Genomic DNA, 20,206 nt, shown 5'->3' on the forward strand with positions numbered 1-20,206 from the left:
ACCATGATAGAACTCTCCCAAGTCGCCGTCCGCCGAGACGGTCGCCTGCTGTTTAGCGGGGTCAATCTACAACTTCATCAAGGTCAAACCATCGGCTTGACAGGCAACAACGGCACAGGCAAATCCACGCTATTTGCCACCTTGCTTGGCGACCATGGCACAGATGTCGGCTCGATTGACATGCCAAAAAACTGGCAAATCGCCCACATGGCACAAGAAGTCGAAGCCACCGACATGACCGCCATCGATTATGTGCTATCAGGCGATGATGAATGGTACGAGCTTAACGACAAAATCCAAAACCAATCCGCCCTATCCGAGCATGACATCGCCCCCCTATACCAACGCTTTGATGAGATAGACGGCTACCGCACCCCGTCCAAAGCAGGGCAAATCCTGTCAGGGCTAGGATTTGGCGAGCATGAGCATGACAGGCAGGTGCGTGAGTTCTCAGGGGGTTGGCGTATGCGTCTAAACCTAGCTCGCACGCTCATGCACCGAGCGGACGTGCTACTGCTTGACGAGCCGACCAACCATTTGGATTTGGACGCGATTTTATGGCTCGAAGATTGGCTTGGTAAATTTGACGGTCTTATCATCGTCATCAGCCACGACCAAGCCTTTATGGATACCATTTGTACGCACATCGCCCACATCGAACACGGCACAATCACCCTTTATACAGGCAATTATAGCCAGTTTATCCGCACGCGTGCCGAACGTCTCGCCCAACAGCAACAAGCCTTTGAACGCCAAGAAGCGATTAAGGCTCACCTTGAAAACTTCATTCGCCGTTTTGGGGCAAAAGCTACCAAAGCCAAACAAGCCCAAAGCCGTGTCAAACAGCTTGCGAACATGACCGACATCGCTCCTGTCATGGCGGACAGCGAATTTACCTTTAAATTTTATCCACCCAACTGCATTTCATCGCCACTCATCAGCTTAGATAATGCCACCGTTGGTTATGACAAACCTTTGATAAATAAAATAAATTTACAAATCACACCTGACACACGGCTTGGCGTACTTGGGGCAAATGGGGCAGGCAAATCCACACTCATTAAGGCGCTCGTTGGCGAGTTGCCACTCATCGCTGGCACGCACAAAGTCTCTGACAACCTAAAACTGGGTTATTTTAACCAGCACCAAATGGACGCATTGGACGAATCTGCCACCCCGCTCATTTTGCTTCGGCGACTGGCAGGGACGACATCGGACGCTGATTTACGGGCGTTTTTGGGTAGTTTTAATTTTAAAGGCGATAAGATTGACACGCCTTGCCGTCTGTTTTCTGGGGGCGAAAAGGCACGGCTTACCCTTGCTCTTATCGTCTGGCAACGCCCCAACGTGCTGGTACTGGACGAGCCGACCAACCACCTAGACCTATCCATGCGAAACGCTCTCATGCTCGCCCTACAAAACTTTGAGGGGGCGTTAATCCTAGTCTCGCACGATAGGGATTTGGCGATGAACGTCTGCGACAATCTCATGCTGGTGGCGGACGGACGAGCGGACGAGTTCACAGGCGACATGGCGGACTATGCTGAGCATTTGCGTCAGGCTCGCCTTGCTAAAGTCGCCCAAAATAAGGCAGAAAACAAAGAAAACAAAGCCGACACCGCCACAACCGTCAGCGACAAACCTGCTTTATCCAAAGAAGAAATTCGCAAAAAAAATGCCGAAAACCGCCAAAAAACCGCCCCACTTCGTAAAGAGATTGAAAAATTAGAAAAAGAGCTCGACAAACTGACAAATGAGCTTGGCGAGATTGAACACGCCTTATCCGACCAAAGTCTCTACGATGACGACAATAAGGATAAATTGTTAAGCCTACTTGCCAAACAAAGCGAATGGCAAAAACAAGTGGCGGACATCGAAGAGAATCTACTGTTAAAAATGGACGAACTTGAAACGTTGGAGAGTGCTTTGTCGTGAAAAAACAGCCCCCCAAACATGATTATTATGCCATTTTAGGCGTGCCAAAATCCGCCAGCACGGACGACATCAAGCACGCCTACCGCCAGCTTGCCAAACGCCACCACCCCGACCGTGCAGGCGAAGGCGAACAAATCGTGCTGATGAACGAAGCCTACGCCACCCTAAAAGACCCCAAAAAACGTGCCGAATATGACGTGTATCACACCGTCTATTTTAGTGCGGTGGGCAAATTGACCCAAAAAATCAACCAAGAACTCCAAAAATCGCCTACTGTCATGGCAAATTTGCAAAAATTTGAAACAAACGCCCAAAGATTTACCAACTTTGCCGAAAAGCGTATCCACGAATTGCAAAGAGATTGGCAAGCGGATAGGGGCATTTTTAAAAACGCCAAAACCCTATTTGCCAAAGCCCAAACCATCATCGCCCAAACTGCCAAAGAAGCGAGCAAACCCCCAAAAGACACCCTACCCACGCTCGTCATCAGTAAGGAGCTTAGTCAGCAGGGCGGGCAAATCACCTTTACCCATCAAGGTCGCACCGTTCGTACCACGCTCCCGCAGGATCTGACAGACGGCTCACAAATCAAGCTCACGATTGGGAGTGTGGGGGTGTGGTTTGTGATACGGATTGCCAATTAACATATACCAACCGAACGATAAATTTGATACGGTTTTGTAGTTTTGTAGGGGCAAATCACATTTGCCCAATCAATACAGGTTTTAAACAAAAAAGGGCGAATATCATTCGCCCCTACCATAATCCAATGGTGAATTTTGTACCAGTCTTTAAATTCGGTTGGTATACATTGATAGAAAAGTGCTGATGACTGGATTTTTATCAAAAAATTTTATAAACTAAACCAAACTCATCAGCACCCAAACCCCATGCCTCACATTGCCTACCTTGACCTAGAAATTGACAGCCATACCAAAAAGATGATGGACATTGGGGCGATTTTTGCTGATAAACATCTACATACCAGTAAAATGAATGAAATTATTAGCCAAATAAAAGACGCAGATTTTATTTGTGGGCATAATTTTTTAACTCACGATTATACTTATATTCAATCGGATTTGCAAAGTATTAATAAAAATACCATAGACATTGTTGATACGCTCTATTTGTCCGCCTTATTATTTCCAAAAAGACCTTATCACGCCCTAGATAAAGATTATAAAACAGATTTTGAAAACTCCAACAATCCTTTAAATGATTGTATCATTACCAAAGAGCTTTTGGAACAAGAAATCATCGCTTTTCATCAATTATCAGAAAATTTAAAAATCATCTTTTATCAGTTATTAAAAGATAAAGCAGGGTTTGCACCATTTTTTAAAATTGTTAATTTTAATCAATACTGTTCATCAATCGTTACGCTCATTAAAAATCACTTTCAACATAAAATTTGTGAACATTCTATTTTAAATGAATTTTTTCAAAAATATCCGATTGGGCTGTGTTATGTTTTGGCACTCATTGATTGTGATGAACGCCATTCTATTAGCCCAAGCTGGGTGTTATACAAACACCCAGAAATTGATTATATTTTTAATGAACTTCGTGCCACACCCTGTCATAAACCCTGTGTTTATTGCGATGATAAATTAAATGCCAAAAAAGCACTGGGTAAATATTTTGGTTATGATGATTTTAGAAGTTATGATAACAAACCATTACAAGCACAGGCAGTACAATCCGCCATTAATGGTGAGTCTTTATTAGCGGTATTTCCCACAGGGGGTGGAAAATCCATTACTTTTCAAATCCCTGCATTAATGGCTGGCGAAAATAAAAAAGGCTTGACGGTTATTATTTCGCCCTTGCAATCTTTAATGAAAGACCAAGTGGATAATTTAGAAAATCGTGGCATTACCGAAGCAGTTACCATTAATGGACTGCTTGACCCCATAGAACGCCAAAAAGCCATAGAACGCATTAAAGACGGCACGGCAAGTTTATTGTACATTTCGCCTGAAAGTTTGCGTTCTCGCACCATTGAAAATTTGGTATTGTTAAATAAAGATAGATTTTAAGGTTTTCCGTTCGGACTGAGCTTGTCGAAGTCTAGGAAAACCGTTATGGTTCGACAAGCTCACCACGAACGGCTTTCTAGAAAAGTATACTCAATTAACAATACCGAAAATTTAATTTTAAGTCGTACGGTGGCTCGTTTTGTGATTGATGAAGCTCATTGTTTTTCGGCGTGGGGGCAAGATTTTCGGGTGGATTATTTGTACATTGGCGAATTTATTAACCGCATTCAAAGTCAAAAAATGGTGGGGCTTAATATTCCTGTTTCTTGTTTTACGGCTACGGCAAAACCACAAGTGATTGATGATATTAAACAGTATTTTAAAGAACAACTGGATTTGGAATTAAAGTTATTTTCGGCAAGTGTTGAAAGAAAAAATTTGCAATATCAAGTTATTCCCCAAAATAATGAAGAACAAAAATACCAAACACTGCGAGAACTGATTCAAATTTATGATTGTCCAACGATTATTTACGTGTCTCGCACCAAAAAAACCACAGACATTGCCACGCAATTATCCCAAGACGGATTTAATGCCTTGCCCTATCACGGCAAAATGGACAGCGAATTAAAGATATTTAATCAAAATAGCTTTATCACAGGCGAAACGCAAATAATGGTGGCAACGAGTGCGTTTGGAATGGGCGTAGACAAAAAAGATGTGGGCTTGGTGGTGCATTTTGAAATATCCGATTCTTTGGAAAATTATGTACAAGAAGCAGGGCGTGCAGGACGAGATGAAAATATACAAGCCAAATGCTATGTGTTATTTTCCAATGATGATTTGGATAAGCATTTTATTTTATTAAATCAAACCAAAATATCACAAAAAGAAATCGGGCAAATATGGCGTGCCTTAAAAGAAAAGTTTGCCAAAAATAAAGCGATGTCCATTTCCGCCTTAGAAATTGCCCGCCAAGCAGGTTGGAATGATGAAATTAATGACATAGAAACGCGTGTTACCACTGCGATTAACGCCCTAGAAGAATCTGGCTATATCAAACGCGGGCAAAATATGCCAAAAGTTTTTGCCAATAGTATTTTGTCGCCCAATGCCCAAACCGCCATTGAAAAAATCAACAATTCTACTTTAATTGCTTTTGATGATAAACAAACCGCCATTCGTATTATCAAAAAACTCTTTTCACAAAGAAGTCAAAGGCAATTAACCGATGAACAAGCAGAATCCCGAGTGGATTATATTGCTGATGTTTTGGGATTACAAACCGAAAAAGTCGTCAAACTCATTACTTTAATGAGAAAAGAAGAAATCTTAGCCGACCAACAAGATTTGCAAGCCTATATTCCCAAAAATAGCCGAAGTTATCCGATTGTTAATAAAATCAATGAATTGTATGACATTGAGTGTTTATTATTGGAACAATTTCAACTGGGCGAAGGGGCATTATGCACAAGCCTAAAAGCACTCAACCATCAATTTGCCAATCAATATCATCATGATAAAATCAGTCCAAAAACCATTAAATCTTTACTTACTTTTTGGAAAATAAAAAACTGGATAAAACGAGCCGAAGAGTCTTATCAAGAAATCAATTATGAGCTAAATCATTCTTATGATGATATTTTGGCTTTTATGCAAAATAAAAAAGAAAAAGCCATTTGGCTTGCAGGGTATTTATACCAATTGGCACAAGCACAAAATAAAGAAAAAAGCGATAAAAATGGCGATAAAAGTAATGAGACTTTGCCCGTTGATTTTTCATTGGGCGAATTACAATCAGCGTTTTATAACAGTCAAAAAATAAAAATTAGCTTTGATGAGTTAGAAGATGCTTTATTTTATATTGCCAGAATGGGATTGATTAAGATTGACGGCGGTTTTTTGGTGATGTATCAACGGCTACATTTAACACGCCTAGAAATGGATAATCGCAAGCAATACACCAAAGACGATTATAAAAAACTCTATCATTATTATGAAACTCGCCGTGAGCAAATTCATATTGTCGGTAAATATGCCAATTTAATGACCGAAAATCAAGAATCCGCCCTACAACTTGTCAATGATTATTTTAGCCAAGAGTATCAAAAGTTTTTAAAAACCTATTTTAAAAACAGCGATATTTTAAATAAAAATATGACCGAACAACGCTTTAATGAGTGGTTTGGTAATCTATCAAGCGAGCAATTAGCCATTATTAATGACAATCAAAGTCAGCATATGGTGGTCTTTGCCACCGCAGGCAGTGGTAAAACAAGGGTGCTGGTGCATAAATTGGCAAGTCTTTATCAAATGGAAGACATTAAACACGAGCAATTATTAATGCTCACCTTTTCTCGTGCCGCCGCCATAGAATTTAAATCCCGTTTGGTGGAGCTTTTGGGTAATGCAGGGCGATTTATTGAAATTAAAACCTTTCATTCTTATTGTTTTGATTTATTGGGACGGGTTGGCGATTTAAAAGATGCCGATAAAATTATTGAACAAGCCATTTTAAAAATTAATAATGGCGAAGTAGAAGAAAGTCGTATTGCCAAGTTGGTGCTGGTCATTGATGAAGCCCAAGATATGAATCAAATCCAATTTGAGTTAATTCAAACTTTAATGGCAAAAAATGAAGAAATGCGAGTGATTGCGGTGGGCGATGATGACCAAACCATTTATACTTTTATGGGGGCAAGTCCTGATTATATGGGGCGGTTGTGCAATATGGGGGCGACACGCCATTATTTAACTTATAATTATAGAAGCCAAAAATATATTGTGGATTTTTGCAATCGCTTTGCCAAAAATATCGACAATCGTCTAAAACAAGAAGAAATTATCGCCATTAATCCACCCAAAGACAACATAAAAGGCGTGCTATTTTCTGGCGATATAATGCCTTATTTGTTAGAGCAAATGAACCAAAAAAGTAAATTGGGTGGTAGCATTGGTATTTTGACCCAAACCAATGAAGAGGCGATTGATATTTTAGGGCAATTACGACAAAATAAATTGCCGTGTAAATTGGTGCAAACCAATAACGGTTTTCAGATGCAAAATTTATTAGAAGTACGAGTATTTGAGCATTATCTAAATATTAGCGAATATCAATCTATGATTGATGAACAAACTTGGCAAAATGCCAAAGAAAAAGCAAATGATAGTTTTAAAAATAGCAAAAATCTATTTTTATTAAACAACATCATCAACAATTTTGAATTAGCAAATCCAACGCATAAATATATATCTGACTGGCAAGCATTTCTAAAAGAATCAAATCTAGAAGACTTTTATCAGGTAGAGGCAGGTATGATTTTTGTCTCCACCATTCATAAAGCCAAAGGGCGAGAATACGACAGTGTTTTTGTATACTTGGACAATCCAAAATACCAAACAGACGATGAAAAAAGGGTGTTATATGTGGCTTTTTCTCGTGCTAAGTCAGATTTGACGATTTTGAGCAACCAACAGTCAATCTTTGGTTTATGTGATAATAATCTGATTGATATGGAATGTTATAATGGAGGAGAATATCAAAATTCTGAACTTGCCTTGTATTTGACCCATAAAGATGTGAATTTGGGAAATTTTAAATATAATCAAGAAATCATTGAAAGATATTTAATTGCTGGTGATACAATGCCTGCAAATAATTTTGGGGTCTTTTACAATCAAAAACAATTATTTGCGTTTTCTAAATCAAAGTTTATTCCTGCATTGGATAAATATTTAAAGAAAGGGTATCGTGTTATTGGTAGCGAAATCAACTTTATTGTTTTTTGGTATGATAAAAATACCCAAAAAGAATATCGGATTATTTTGCCAATCATATATTTGCAACGTTATTAATTTTATCACACAAACCATACCAACAATCTATTTTGATTGAAAAATCATTACATTTGTACTAAAATAACTACTTTATTAATCAGCTATTATTAACATGACAACAACCACCTTTCGCCCACCCATTTGGCTCAAAAATCCCCACCTACAAACCATTTTGCCCCGTTATGTCGTCAAATACACGCCCAATTACACACGCAAGCTCATCAAAGATTCTTTGAATGAAAGCGATGTGGCGTTTGATTACCTACTGACTGACGATGTCAAGGTGGACGGCAAATACCAAAAACCGCTCATCGTGCTTTTTCATGGCATGGAAGGGTCAAGCCAAAGCCACTATGCCAAAAACCTTGCCCATGCAGTACACGAGGCGGATTGTCATTTTGTGGTGGCACATTTTCGCTCGTGTGGCGGTGTGGCGGTCTCAGGCAAGGTGTTTTATAACGCAGGGGATACTGGCGAGATTCATCATAATTTAACCCATTTACAAAACGAATTTGCCCACATCTATGCCGTTGGCGTGTCTCTTGGGGGCAACGCCCTTGCCAAATACATGGGCGAATATGGCACAGACGTGATTTGTCAGCGTGCGGTGGTGGTATCCGCTCCTGTGGATTTGGCAAGCTCATCGGTGGCTATGGAGCGACTGCTCGGACGGCACATTTATACGCCTTATCTACTTAATCCCATTGTCAAAAAAGCCCTAGAAAACCGCCTAACACCTGATGAATTAAAGGCGTTAAAATCCGCCAAACGTTTGGGCGATTTTGACAATGTTTTTACCGCTCCCCGTCATGACTTTCGCTCCAAAAACGACTACTATCGCCAGTCGTCTGCCTTGCCTTTTCTTATCCACATCAACAAACCCACGCTCATCATCACAGCCCAAGACGACCCCTTTTTGGGCGTAACTGCCGAACGCTCGGACGTGTCTGATGATGTGTGTCTATTGGACACCAGATATGGTGGGCATATTGGGTTTTTGGATTATGATTATCGCACTCGCTCGTTTGATATGGGCTTTATCGGTCGGCAAGTGATGGGGTTTTTTGGGGTGGGACAATGAGACGACTTTTCTTTTTAGTCACAACGATTTTACTCATTGAGCTGTTTACTTACATCGGAGCAAAGGGCATATTTTGGCTTATCAAACCTTATCTGCCCAATGCCAAAACGGCGGTGTTTGTGGGTATGTTTGTCATCACGCATTTGTTTTTGGTTACGCTGTTTGTGGGCATGTTCCGCTTTGGTATGGGTTATATGGCGGTGTTATGGCTTGGCGTGTTAAGCATTATCATGACCACACTGCTTGTGATTGCCATAAAACACATCTCATCTTTTGGTACTATCATGGGCGGGGTAGATGGGGTGATGGTGCGTGTGTTTGGCGTGGCAAGCTTTATTGGATTGGTTAGCTTGTCCGTTTATAACGCCTACACGCCTGTGGTGCGACATCTATCCATGCAGATTGGCAAACCGATGAATCCTGTCAGGGTCGCTGTGGCAAGCGACACCCATTTGGGTTATTTGGTCGGCAGTCGCCAGCTTAACCGTTTGGCAGACATTTTAAAACGTGAAAAAGCAGACGTACTGCTCATGCCGGGCGACATTATGGATGATGACACGCACGTTTATCATGGCGAAAAAATGCACACCGCTTTTGACAATTTGGTCAAATCAGTCAATGGCAATCTCATCGCAAGCCTTGGCAATCATGACCTATATAACGCCAAAGAACGCCATGCCATTGTACAAGCGGTGCGTGATAGCGGAGCGATACTGCTTGATGACACCGCTCAGATGTTTATTATCAATGACACGCCGATGACGATTATCGGGCGATATGATGACCATTACGCCGACCGTCTGCCCACGCACGAGCTCATGCGTGGCGTGGATACTCGCTATCCTGTGATATTGCTTGACCATAGGCCGAGCCAGATTGACCAAAATGTACAACTGCCCATAGACCTACAAGTATCAGGGCATACCCACAACGGACAAGTTTTCCCTGCCAATTTTATCGTCAAAGCCCTAAACCGTGTGGCATACGGACACGAAAAAATCAACGGTACGCATGTGGTGGTCTCATCAGGCTATGGCTTTTGGGGTGTGCCGTTTCGCTTGGGCTCACAAGCGGAAGTATGGATAATTGACATGCGTGGCAAGTGAGAGTTTAAAATAAAAAAAGGGCATGACGCCCTTTTTTGATGGTTATGTTTTTAAATGCTAAATCTTACCATGGCATTGCTTGTACTTTAAGCCACTACCACACGGACAGGGAGCATTACGGTTGATGTTGGCAGGGATAAAGACATCATCAGTATTTTGGGGTTCTGCGATATCACCCACATCTGTCATGCTTTGGTTGGTGTCAGTGCTAGTAGTATGACCGTTTGGCGTAAGATTTGGCATGGACGGTACAGCACCGCCCAGACTGACCGTGATACGCTGAACGTTTTGGGTGGCTCGTGGGCGACTCTCATCGGTGGCAATCTCGCCTTCTAGCCCCATGTCATTATGCTCAAAATGCAGTCGCATCATCTCGGCTTGACGGCGACGTTCTTCTTCCATTTGGGCAATCTCTTCTGGGGTTGCGATATGCACCCGTGCCAAGTCCTGCACCACGTCTGATTTAATCGCCCCAAGCATGGACTGGAACAAATCAAAAGATTCACGCTTATACTCTTGCTCGGGATTCTTTTGGGCGTAGCTACGCAAATGAATGCCTTTACGGAGCTGATCCATTTGGGTCAAATGCTCTTTCCAATGGCGGTCAAGGTTACGGAGCATAAAATCACGCTCCAATCGGGCAGCATTTTGCTCGCCCATGGACTCACGTTTTTTCTGATAATGGGCGATGGCAAAATCAATAATCTTAGCACGCAAGCCCTCTTCATCAAGACGGCGGTCAGCATCTAGCCAATCATTAATCGGCATATAATAGCCAAAGGCGTCCTCAATCTCATCTTCTAGCCCGTCAATGTTCCACTGGTCATCGACCGAACCCTCTGGCACGAACTGCGTGATAAGGGCGTTATACACCTCATGGTGCATGGCTTTGATGGACTCTTGTAAATCAACCTCTTCTAGCAAGTCATCACGCTGTCCATAGATGACCTTACGCTGTTCGTTAGCGACATCATCATATTTTAGCAGGCTTTTGCGAGCGTCAAAATCACGAGCTTCTACCTTGCCCTGTGCGTTCTCAATCGAGCGAGACACCATTTTATGCTCAATGGCTTCGTCCTCTTTTAGCCCCATGGCACGCATCATTGACACCACACGGTCGCCTGCAAAAATCCGCATCAAGTCATCTTCTAATGACAAGAAAAAGCGAGACTGACCAGGGTCGCCTTGTCGCCCTGCACGCCCACGAAGCTGGTTATCAATACGACGTGATTCGTGGCGCTCAGAGCCGATGATGTGCAGACCCCCTGCCGCTTTGACCGCTTCGTTACGAGCTTGCCATTGGCTTTGTAACTCGCTCTTTTGGGCATCGGTGAGTGCGTCCAAATCCTCTATCTCCGCCTGCCAGTTACCACCTAGGATAATATCCGTACCACGTCCTGCCATGTTGGTGGCAATGGTTACCGCAGACGGTCTGCCTGCTTGGGCGATGATTTCGGCTTCTCGTTCGTGCTGTTTGGCGTTTAGGACGTTGTGTTTAATACCAGCTTGGTCAAGCAAATACGACAGCTCCTCACTCGCCTCAATGGTTGCTGTACCAACAAGCACAGGGGCTCCTTTGGCGGTGATTTGGCGAATCTCACGGATAATGCCTTGATATTTGCCCAATTTAGATAAGAAAATCTGGTCGTTCAAATCCACACGAGCAATCGGACGGTGTGTGGGAATGATGACCACATCAATGTCATAAGTCGATTTAAACTCCGCCGCTTCGGTATCTGCTGTCCCTGTCATGCCAGAGAGCTTGTCATACAGACGAAAATAGTTTTGGAACGTGGTGGTTGCCATGGTTTGGTTTTCGGCTTGAATCTCCACACCCTCTTTGGCTTCTACCGCTTGGTGTAGCCCCTCGCTCCACCGTCTGCCCGGCATGGTACGCCCCGTGTTTTCGTCCACAATGACAATCTCGTTATCCTCAGAGATGATATAATGCACGTTTTTAATAAACAGATGATGAGCTCTAATCGCCGCCTGCACATGAGCGAGCAGGGGCAAGCGAGCAGGGCTGTACAGGCTTTCTTTTTCGCCAAGCTCGCCTACTTCTATCAAGAATTTCTCAATTTTCTCATAGCCCTTTTCGCTAATCTCAATGGCTCGGTTTTTCTCATCAATCCAAAAATCCTCCGCCACGTTGTTTTTATTATCTTCTTCGTTGTCGGATTTTTTTAGGCGGGGAATGATGTTATTAATCAAGGCATACAGATGAGCCGAGTCTTCGGCTTGCCCTGAGATGATGAGCGGTGTCCGAGCCTCATCAATCAAAATACTGTCAATCTCATCGATGATACAGTAATTGAGCGGACGCTGTTTTTTCTCATCTTTGCTAAACACCATGTTATCACGCAGATAATCAAAACCGTATTCGTTATTGGTGCCATAAGTGATGTCAGCACGATAAGCATCAAATTTCTCATGGGGGGGCTGTTGGCTATAAATCACACCCACCGTCAGCCCCAAGAAGCTAAACAGCCCACGGTTTAGCTCAGCATCACGCCCTGCCAGATAGTCGTTCACGGTTACGACATGCACGCCCTTGCCACTGATGGCGTTTAGGTACATGGCAAGGGTTGCCATTAGGGTCTTACCCTCGCCCGTTTTCATCTCGGCAATCTTACCCTCGTGCAAGGTCATGCCACCGATGAGCTGGACGTCATAGTGTCTCATGCCGTTCACACGTTTGGACGCTTCACGGCACACGGCAAACGCCTCGGGCAAGAGCTTGTCAAGACTCTCACCATTGGCATGACGGCTTTTAAACTCATCGGTTTTTTGGCGTAGCTCATCATCAGACAGTGCTGAGATTGTGGGTTCAAGGGCGTTAATCTTGTCCACCTGCTTTTGCATACGCTTTAATTCACGTTCGTTTTTGGTGCCGAATACAGCACTGATGGCTTTTGTTAGCATGGTTTTTTCCAAATTGCACAGGGCAAAATATTTTATAACAGCAATACAATCAAATTATATGGTAGTCAATTTTAAAAAATCAACCAATCAGCTCACCAAATGCCTTATCTGCACACACAAGTGTCCGCTCAATGTCGTCATCGGTATGGGCGATGGACATAAAGAATGCTTCAAAGGCAGACGGAGCAAGGTATATGCCCTGTTTTAGCATGGCATGGAAAAACTGGTTAAAGCGTTTGGTGTCGGCGCATGCCACGTCATTAAAGTTTTTGGGCAATTCTTTGGCAAAAAACAGCCCAAACATACCGCCTACATGACAACTTGCAAAATCTATGCCGTGTTTGTCCGCCAGTGCTTGTAAGCCGTTTACCAGTTTGGCGGTTTTGGCGGTCAGTTCCTCATAAAAATTCGGACGAGTTAATTCATCAAACATCGCCTTACCTGCACGCATGGCTAGGGGGTTACCAGACAGTGTCCCTGCTTGGTAGACACCGCCCAAGGGGGCGATACACTCCATAATCTCACGTTTACCGCCAAACGCCCCCACAGGCAAGCCTGCCCCGATGATTTTACCAAAGGTGCTAAGGTCGGGGGTAATGCCAAAATGGTGGCTTGCTCCACGCAGTCCCACACGAAAGCCCGTCATCACTTCATCAAAAATCAACACCGCCCCGTGCTTGGTACAAAGCTCACGCAAGGTGTTATGAAACTCTTGACTTGGGATAACCATGTTCATGTTACCCGCTATCGGCTCTAAAATCACGCACGCAAATTCATCGCCAAATTTATCAAAGGCAGAACGCAGGGCATCAATGTCATTATAAGGCAAGGTTACGGTATGCTTGGCAAAATCAGCAGGTACGCCTTTTGATGTCGGCTCGCCAATGTCGAGCATTCCAGAGCCTGCCTTGACAAGCAGACTGTCCGAATGCCCATGATAGCACCCTTCAAATTTGACAATCTTATCTCGCCCTGTATAGCCACGAGCCAAACGAATGGCACTCATGGTCGCCTCTGTGCCTGATGACACCATGCGAATCAGCTCAATGTGTGGAATGATGTCGGCAATCAAATCCGCCATGGTCGTCTCAAAGGGCGTGGGAGCCCCAAAGGATAAGCCGTCATCACAGGCGAGCTTGACCGCATCGATGACCTTGGGGTGGGCATGTCCCAAAATCATAGGCCCCCACGAACCAACGTAATCAATATACTCACGCCCTTCGGTGTCGTACATATACGCACCTTTGGCACGGCTCACGAACACAGGCGTACCGCCCACCCCTGCAAAGGCACGCACGGGCGAGTTTACACCCCCCGGAATGTGGCGTTTGGCTTTTTCAAATAAGACTTGGTCGGCGGTAAGTGTCATGGCAGTTCCTATATTATTAATAAAAAGAAAATGAATAAATCAGCCTATTTTATCATTTTTTGGCGTGACTGTCTGATTTGATTTTGCTTAATGGATGCTTGGTAAGAGATTGGAAATATTCATTCGTTTTGTTAAAAATAGAAATTTACAAAAATACTGATGAATTTTACACAAAAATGCTATTTTTTATTTAAATTTTTCAAAAAAACCGATATAATAGTACAACAAATAACACAAAAAATATTTATCGTAATATTTATTTACATAAAATTACAATAAATTGAGCAAAAAGCAAACATCAGTACCACGGAGATTTGACATGGTCATGAGCATAAACCCCAATGATTTTGTCAATGAGAAATCAGTTGCCCCCATGAACGACAACAAACACCCCACCAAGCCAGAGCTTGACACGCTGACCGTCCAAAACATGGACAACAAAGAGCAAGGCTCGTCCCTTGTAGCGTTTTTAAAAAAACACCAAACCTTTTTAACACTCCAATGCGTGCTACTTATTTTGCTTGGGGTAAGTTTTTTGTTTTGGTGATTTAACGCCAACAAATCTATCCCAGCCCTGCCCAGTCGCAGGGTTTTTTTATAAAGCCAGATTTTGCTTTGATGTAAACTCCCACCGCTCGCCTGTGATGGGGTCGTTAAATACAAGGTGTTTGGCAAGTAGTTGCAAAGGGTTGGTAAAGTCATCTTTGGCTTTATGACGGACTGATGGATAATAAGGGTCATGACAGATGGGTATGCCAAGATGATTGAGATGAACTCTTAACTGATGAAGTTTACCCGTCGTGGGGCGAAGCTCGTATTTGGCAAGGTCGCCTTTGACCGCCAAAATATCGATGTGCGTGTGGGTATTGGCAGGTTTGTCAGCATTGACACGCATGACATAAAACGGCTCGCCACGCTCCAAATGCAGGCGAACATCTATCGGCATTGTTAATTTATGATTAACAGTGGCGATGGCATGATACACCTTGGTGATGGCATGATGGGCAAATAAGGCTTGATACTGATGGCGTGTGGCGACATTTTTACTGATGAGTATCAGTCCTGCCGTCTCTCTGTCTAGCCTGTGAATGGGGGACAAATCGGCATTGCCCGTATCGGCTTTTAGGCGAGCAAGCAGGGTCTGTTTGACATAACTGCCCGATGGCGTTACCGCCAAAAAATGGGGCTTATCCACCACCATAAACTCATCATTTTCAAAGAGAATCTGATAATCAAACGGCACAATAATCTCATCTTGTAGCGTCCGATAATAATAAATCGTCCGCCCATGCACATAAGGTGTCTCTGCCGTCAAAGGGGCAACACCGCCTGTCATCTTACCCCCAATATCGCCCCAAACATCGCCACTCTCAAAGCGTGCCTGCCACTCATCAGGGCTGATATGGGGGAATTTTTGGCATAAAAACGCCAGTAGACTCTTGGGCTGATTGTTTAATTTTTCTAAATAAAGACGACTTGGAGAAATACCGTCTTTCACGGGCGGTGTGGTGTGGGGCATGGTGTGTTTTTTTGATTACGTTATCTTGACGCCATTTTATCATATTTGTGATAGCGTGATGAGCTTGACATATCTAAATTTATAGATATAATGATATATTATTTTTAGCTTATCTGTATTCATGAAATCCACTGATGTTTTTAAAGTGCTTGCCAACGATGTCCGCTATCAGATTTTGCTGTGGCTCAAAGACCCTGCCACACATTTTGGGGCGGACGCTTTGCGTTGCACAGAGACAGGCTTTGACGGTGGGATTTGCGTGGGTGTGATTGCCGAAAAATCAGGGCTTGCCCAGTCGGTGATTTCAAGTTATCTAGGTAGCCTACAACAAACAGGGCTAATAGAGAGCAAACGCCTTGGCAAATGGACGTATTACCGCTACTGCCCAAGCGGTGTGGACGGCTTTATCCGCCAAGTGCGTGATGAGATTGGCGGGTTGTCTGATTAAAATAATTTGCCTTTTGCGGTGTGTTGATAATTGGGCGAATGCGATTTGCCCCCACCTATCCATTTAATCAAATAGCCCCAAAAATTTTGCCAAAACATATCTAAATTTTTATAAATGTAAAAGCGAGAAAAACCATGACCCAAACCACAACTGAGCTATCTATTTTAAATCTAGCCCCATTACGAGACGGCGAGACTTTTAACCAAGCGATTGACAACCTTGTGGACTTGGCACAGCTTGCCGAACGCACAGGCTACACTCGCTACTGGATTGCCGAACACCACAATATGCCCTATCTGGCAAGTTCCGCCACGAGCCTTTTAATCCAGCGTGTGCTTGACAAGACAAGCACAATCCGAGTGGGGTCGGGCGGTGTCATGCTCCCCAATCATTCGCCCTTTGTTGTTGCCGAGCAGTATGGCACGCTGGCAAGCCTATATCCTAACCGTGTGGATTTGGGGCTTGGGCGAGCCCCTGGTACTGACCCTGCCACCGCCCGAGCCATTCGCCGTCATCAGGACGATTTTGCGATGAGTTTTCCTAGTGATATCAAAGAGTTGCAGTTTTATTTTGGCAATGACGACAGCGACAAAGTGCGAGCCTACCCTGCCAAAGGGCTAAACGTGCCACTGTATATCTTGGGTTCTAGCCCTGAGAGTGCGTATTTGGCGGCAGAGCTTGGTTTACCTTATGCCTTTGCGTCTCATTTTGCCCCACGCTTTTTGACGCAGGCGGTGGAGATTTACCGCAGGGAATTTAAGCCGTCTGACGTGCTTGACAAACCCAAAGTCATCGTTGGGCTAAACGCCATTGTTGCCGATACCGACAGTGAAGCCGAGTTACTGGCAACCACCAGTTTGCAGTTTTTCTTAAATGTGGTAACGGGCGAACGCTCAGGCATGAAACCGCCTGCCCCTGACATTGAGAGCCATATTCCACCGCATATCCTATCCATGGCAAAGAGCATGACGGCGTGTAGCGTGATTGGCTCGCCACAGACGGTCAAAGCCCAGTTAGAGCAATTACAAAGCCAAGTCAATGCCGATGAATTTATGGCGGTCAGCTATATTTATGACAAAGACAAACAAGCTCGCTCGTATGAATTGCTTGCTGATGTGGTAAAAGGTTGATGTTGATGGCGCTGACCTTATAGGGTGTGGAAAGCACGCCCCTACAAAAGCATTTTTTAAAAGGTAGAATTGGAGCAAATTGGGGATAATTTACCATAATGGCGTGTTGGGAAATTACATTTACCCAAAACCCTGCCCAAAAGTAGGATAGATTAACAATAGCATGTTGTTTTATCATGGTTAAAAACCTAACATTTGATGCGTTTACAAGGACGAATGTGATTCGCCCCCACCGTTCAATTTAAAAACACCAATTTATCAATTAACCATTTTATTTTAAAGAGAAAAATTATGACTGACACCACCCCACTTTTTACCCCGTTTACCCTAAATAATGGCGTAGAAATCAAAAACCGCCTTGTCGTAGCCCCAATGACCCACTATGCGTCCAACCCTAACGGCACGTTATCCGATGAAGAGCGGGCGTTTTTGACAGGACGGTCGGACGATTTTGGCTTATTTATCACGGCGGCGACTTTGGTGCACCCAAGCGGTAAAGCCTTTGTCGGTCAGCCGTCCGCCTATGATGAGAGCCATTTGGCAAGCCTGACCGAAACCGCCAATATCATTAAAAAAGGCGGTGCAAAGGCGATTTTGCAAATTCATCATGGCGGTTATCAGTCGCTTGCCCAGTTTGGCGAGGTTATCGCTCCGTCTGACATAGACAACGGCAAACAGTCCGCCCGAGCCATGAGCGTGGACGAGATACAGACAGTCATCACAGGCTTTGGCGTGGCAACCGACCTTGCCATACGCGCAGGATTTGATGGCGTGGAGATTCATGGGGCGAATAATTATCTTATTCAGCAGTTTTTCTCGCCCCAAGCCAACAAGCGAGATGATGAGTGGGGTGGGAGCTTGGAGAATCGCTTGCGTTTCCCCAAAGCCGTTATCAAAACGGTCAATGAAACAAAAGCCAAACACAACAAGGCAGAATTTATCGTGGGCTATCGTTTTTCGCCAGAAGAAGCAGGCGATGATGGCTTGACGATGGCGGATGCGTTTGATTTGATTGATGCTTTGGTGGATGAGCCTTTGCAATATTTGCACGTCTCGTTGTGGGATTTTTATAAAAAGGCGAGACGTGGGGCGGACACCAATTTGACTCGTATAGAACAGCTCTATGCCCGCATTGGTGGCAAGTTACCGCTCATTGGCGTGGGTTGTCTGCTCTCTGCCGATGACGTGGTGCGTGCGTATGATACAGGCTGGGTAGAATTTATCGCTGTGGGTAAGGCGGTCATGATAAATCCCAATTTTGCCACGCTATTAAAGGCAGGCGACACCGACAAAATCGCCACGCACATCGACCCCGAGCGTAACGACATCTACAAAATCCCAAGCCAGCTTTGGGCGTATCAGCAAAAAGGGCTTGCCTATCTACCGCCATTAAAGGGCAAAGAGTGGCAACCTTTGGATATGTGATGAGCATATTTCAAAAAGGGCGAAATGATTCACCCAATCTAATTTTTTAATTCTATAAACCCTAACTAGGAGATACCCATGACAAATTCACAAGCGATTGATTTGGATGATTTAAACCTTGATGAGCTGGATTTTAACACCATGCTTGGCGATTTGGCGGACGTGAGCGTGGTCGGCGGATTTGATGGCGACAATGATGACGGCTGTGAAGGCGGTGCGTGTAAGATTTAGATTACCCAAATCTTTTGACGATTTAATCAGGTCTTGGAATGCAAGAGCTGATTAAATCACTTTAAAATCAACAATCATTACTTCCAAATACGCTACCCAAATGATAAAAACCTTGCTATACTAACCTTATGGCAATTATCATAACGTAAATCATGAGCGACAACACCAATAATCAAAACTGGCAAGAATTTCAAGAACTTAGCAATCAACGCATCTTATCAGAACAGCCTGATAATACAGTCACCACTAACACAATCAAACCACACCAACTCACACCTTCGGAACAAAATACCACAGTTTTTGATACGCAAGGCATGGCACTCATCTTTGGCATTGGGGCTTTTATCATTTCCCTTATCTGTCTTTATACTGTTCTTAAAAACTCCAAAAACAACCAACAAGACAAACCTAATAAACTAAGAATAAAACGCAAAAGCTCAGCTCCGTTTGGCATTCGCCCAGAATTTTTGGAAGAAACCAAAAGTGAAAGACAACACCGAATTGCACAGCGTAAAAAATACGGAATATTTGACAAAGACGGCAAACGCTTAAAATAAATGCCTATTGTCACTTTTGATTGATTTTTCATTGATTATTTCCGTCATAACCCACACAAACAGCAACAAGCAAAAAACAGTAAAACCCCCATAAATTTGTTATAATATTCTTTTAACTTGAAGAACAACAACATGAAACTGACCAATTATAGCGATTATGCTCTGCGTTCTTTGATTTATCTGGCGGTAACGCCCAAAGATGGCGAGCTTGCCAACATTGACGACATCGCCCAAGCCTATGACATCTCAAAAAGTCATCTCACCAAAATCATTCATCAGCTGGGTAAATTGGGCTACATTGAGAGCGTGCGTGGCAAAGGTGGGGGCATTCGCCTAGCCAAAGACCCAAGCGAGATTAACATCGGGCAACTCATTCGCCATACCGAGAGCGATTTTGGTATATTACAATGCTTAGATGACAACTCCAAAAACACAGACGGCAAAATCAGCTTGGTCAATATCGGCGATGATACCAACAGCTGTATCATCTCGCCTGCCTGCCGTTTAAAAGGTGTGTTTTATAAAGCCATGCTTGCCTTTGTGACGGTGCTAGATGGCTACACCCTTGCTGACGTGCTGGTCAATGACAAAGAGTTATTGACACTTTTGGATAAAAATATGGGATAGGTATTTGTAAGCATATACTGACAAAACTTTGCGATTT

Annotated in this window: 16 protein-coding genes; 13 read left to right on the forward strand and 3 right to left on the reverse strand. The window is 43.7% G+C overall.

Translation table 11 applies throughout. The annotated features are described in order from the left end of the window. Positions 1 to 3: 3 nt before the first annotated feature. The 6 genes from DX073_RS06935 (at position 4) to DX073_RS06960 (ending at position 9,941) form a co-directional block, all read left to right on the forward strand. Positions 4 to 1,935, forward strand: coding sequence for an ABC-F family ATP-binding cassette domain-containing protein (locus DX073_RS06935; RefSeq protein WP_115006901.1), 1,932 nt, complete (start codon positions 4 to 6; stop codon positions 1,933 to 1,935). Further along, positions 1,932 to 2,579: a J domain-containing protein gene (locus tag DX073_RS06940; protein ID WP_115006903.1), complete on the forward strand. Its 648-nt coding sequence runs from the start codon at positions 1,932 to 1,934 to the stop codon at positions 2,577 to 2,579. The genes DX073_RS06935 and DX073_RS06940 overlap by 4 nt, the downstream gene beginning before the upstream one ends. A 246-nt stretch (positions 2,580 to 2,825) precedes the next feature. Next, positions 2,826 to 3,977 (forward strand): DEAD/DEAH box helicase, encoded by a 1,152-nt coding sequence (locus DX073_RS06945; protein ID WP_115006905.1) that lies wholly within the window; start codon positions 2,826 to 2,828, stop codon positions 3,975 to 3,977. A 45-nt stretch (positions 3,978 to 4,022) separates the two neighbouring features. Next, positions 4,023 to 7,772 (forward strand): UvrD-helicase domain-containing protein, encoded by a 3,750-nt coding sequence (locus DX073_RS06950; protein ID WP_115006907.1) that lies wholly within the window; start codon positions 4,023 to 4,025, stop codon positions 7,770 to 7,772. A gap of 94 nt (positions 7,773 to 7,866) precedes the next feature. Then, positions 7,867 to 8,835 (forward strand): YheT family hydrolase, encoded by a 969-nt coding sequence (locus DX073_RS06955; RefSeq protein WP_115006909.1) that lies wholly within the window; start codon positions 7,867 to 7,869, stop codon positions 8,833 to 8,835. Then, positions 8,832 to 9,941: a metallophosphoesterase gene (locus DX073_RS06960; protein ID WP_115006911.1), complete on the forward strand. Its 1,110-nt coding sequence runs from the start codon at positions 8,832 to 8,834 to the stop codon at positions 9,939 to 9,941. Before DX073_RS06955 ends, DX073_RS06960 begins: the two co-directional genes overlap by 4 nt. Before the next feature lie 57 nt (positions 9,942 to 9,998). Here DX073_RS06960 and secA read toward each other — a convergent pair whose 3' ends face one another. Further along, positions 9,999 to 12,863, reverse strand: coding sequence for a preprotein translocase subunit SecA (gene secA / locus DX073_RS06965; RefSeq protein ID WP_115006913.1), 2,865 nt, complete (start codon positions 12,861 to 12,863; stop codon positions 9,999 to 10,001). 79 nt (positions 12,864 to 12,942) lie between these two features. Continuing rightward, positions 12,943 to 14,232 carry a glutamate-1-semialdehyde 2,1-aminomutase gene (gene hemL, locus DX073_RS06970; RefSeq protein ID WP_115006915.1) on the reverse strand — a complete coding sequence of 430 codons (1,290 nt, stop codon included), beginning with the start codon at positions 14,230 to 14,232 and terminating at the stop codon, positions 12,943 to 12,945. A gap of 325 nt (positions 14,233 to 14,557) precedes the next feature. On the opposite strand from hemL, the gene DX073_RS06975 reads away from it, so the two are divergent. Next, positions 14,558 to 14,779 carry a hypothetical protein gene (locus DX073_RS06975; RefSeq protein WP_147279693.1) on the forward strand — a complete coding sequence of 74 codons (222 nt, stop codon included), beginning with the start codon at positions 14,558 to 14,560 and terminating at the stop codon, positions 14,777 to 14,779. 48 nt (positions 14,780 to 14,827) lie between these two features. On the opposite strand, the gene DX073_RS06980 is transcribed toward DX073_RS06975, so the two are convergent. Continuing rightward, positions 14,828 to 15,751 carry a pseudouridine synthase gene (locus DX073_RS06980; protein ID WP_115006920.1) on the reverse strand — a complete coding sequence of 308 codons (924 nt, stop codon included), beginning with the start codon at positions 15,749 to 15,751 and terminating at the stop codon, positions 14,828 to 14,830. A 121-nt stretch (positions 15,752 to 15,872) separates the two neighbouring features. On the opposite strand from DX073_RS06980, the gene DX073_RS06985 reads away from it, so the two are divergent. The 6 genes from DX073_RS06985 to DX073_RS07005 all read left to right on the forward strand — a co-directional run bounded on the left by DX073_RS06985 (position 15,873) and on the right by DX073_RS07005 (position 20,169). Further along, the gene (locus DX073_RS06985; RefSeq protein WP_115006921.1) at positions 15,873 to 16,199 is read left to right on the forward strand and encodes an ArsR/SmtB family transcription factor; all 327 of its coding nucleotides are present in this window, start codon (positions 15,873 to 15,875) and stop codon (positions 16,197 to 16,199) included. 134 nt (positions 16,200 to 16,333) lie between these two features. Next, complete coding sequence (locus DX073_RS06990) at positions 16,334 to 17,329, forward strand: LLM class flavin-dependent oxidoreductase (protein WP_115006923.1); 996 nt, start codon at positions 16,334 to 16,336, stop codon at positions 17,327 to 17,329. Between the two features lie 291 nt (positions 17,330 to 17,620). After that, a complete protein-coding gene (locus DX073_RS06995; RefSeq protein ID WP_115006926.1) occupies positions 17,621 to 18,754 on the forward strand; it encodes an NADH-dependent flavin oxidoreductase in 1,134 nt (377 codons plus the stop codon). 78 nt (positions 18,755 to 18,832) lie between these two features. Further along, positions 18,833 to 18,985 carry a hypothetical protein gene (locus DX073_RS14295; protein WP_181814410.1) on the forward strand — a complete coding sequence of 51 codons (153 nt, stop codon included), beginning with the start codon at positions 18,833 to 18,835 and terminating at the stop codon, positions 18,983 to 18,985. A 152-nt stretch (positions 18,986 to 19,137) separates the two neighbouring features. Next, positions 19,138 to 19,542, forward strand: a complete 405-nt coding sequence (locus DX073_RS07000) for a hypothetical protein (RefSeq protein ID WP_115006928.1) — start codon at positions 19,138 to 19,140, stop codon at positions 19,540 to 19,542. A 132-nt stretch (positions 19,543 to 19,674) separates the two neighbouring features. Further along, positions 19,675 to 20,169, forward strand: a complete 495-nt coding sequence (locus DX073_RS07005) for an Rrf2 family transcriptional regulator (RefSeq protein ID WP_115006930.1) — start codon at positions 19,675 to 19,677, stop codon at positions 20,167 to 20,169. The last annotated feature ends 37 nt before the right edge of the window (positions 20,170 to 20,206 follow it).

Origin of the sequence: Moraxella lacunata, from assembly GCF_900453205.1 — a bacterium.
Lineage (GTDB): Bacteria > Pseudomonadota > Gammaproteobacteria > Pseudomonadales > Moraxellaceae > Moraxella > Moraxella lacunata_B.

Excerpts from the sequence above, each read along its gene's own strand:
- DX073_RS06935 (WP_115006901.1), top strand. The coding sequence starts at position 4 with ATGATAGAACTCTCCCAAGTCGCCGTCCGCCGAGACGGTCGCCTGCTG.
- DX073_RS06945 (WP_115006905.1), top strand. The coding sequence starts at position 2,826 with ATGCCTCACATTGCCTACCTTGACCTAGAAATTGACAGCCATACCAAA.
- DX073_RS06950 (WP_115006907.1), top strand. The coding sequence starts at position 4,023 with ATGGTTCGACAAGCTCACCACGAACGGCTTTCTAGAAAAGTATACTCA.
- DX073_RS06955 (WP_115006909.1), top strand. The coding sequence starts at position 7,867 with ATGACAACAACCACCTTTCGCCCACCCATTTGGCTCAAAAATCCCCAC.
- DX073_RS06960 (WP_115006911.1), top strand. The coding sequence starts at position 8,832 with ATGAGACGACTTTTCTTTTTAGTCACAACGATTTTACTCATTGAGCTG.
- secA (WP_115006913.1), bottom strand. The coding sequence starts at position 12,863 with ATGCTAACAAAAGCCATCAGTGCTGTATTCGGCACCAAAAACGAACGT.
- hemL (WP_115006915.1), bottom strand. The coding sequence starts at position 14,232 with ATGACACTTACCGCCGACCAAGTCTTATTTGAAAAAGCCAAACGCCAC.
- DX073_RS06975 (WP_147279693.1), top strand. The coding sequence starts at position 14,558 with ATGAGCATAAACCCCAATGATTTTGTCAATGAGAAATCAGTTGCCCCC.
- DX073_RS06980 (WP_115006920.1), bottom strand. The coding sequence starts at position 15,751 with ATGCCCCACACCACACCGCCCGTGAAAGACGGTATTTCTCCAAGTCGT.
- DX073_RS06985 (WP_115006921.1), top strand. The coding sequence starts at position 15,873 with ATGAAATCCACTGATGTTTTTAAAGTGCTTGCCAACGATGTCCGCTAT.
- DX073_RS06990 (WP_115006923.1), top strand. The coding sequence starts at position 16,334 with ATGACCCAAACCACAACTGAGCTATCTATTTTAAATCTAGCCCCATTA.
- DX073_RS06995 (WP_115006926.1), top strand. The coding sequence starts at position 17,621 with ATGACTGACACCACCCCACTTTTTACCCCGTTTACCCTAAATAATGGC.
- DX073_RS14295 (WP_181814410.1), top strand. The coding sequence starts at position 18,833 with ATGACAAATTCACAAGCGATTGATTTGGATGATTTAAACCTTGATGAG.
- DX073_RS07000 (WP_115006928.1), top strand. The coding sequence starts at position 19,138 with ATGAGCGACAACACCAATAATCAAAACTGGCAAGAATTTCAAGAACTT.
- DX073_RS07005 (WP_115006930.1), top strand. The coding sequence starts at position 19,675 with ATGAAACTGACCAATTATAGCGATTATGCTCTGCGTTCTTTGATTTAT.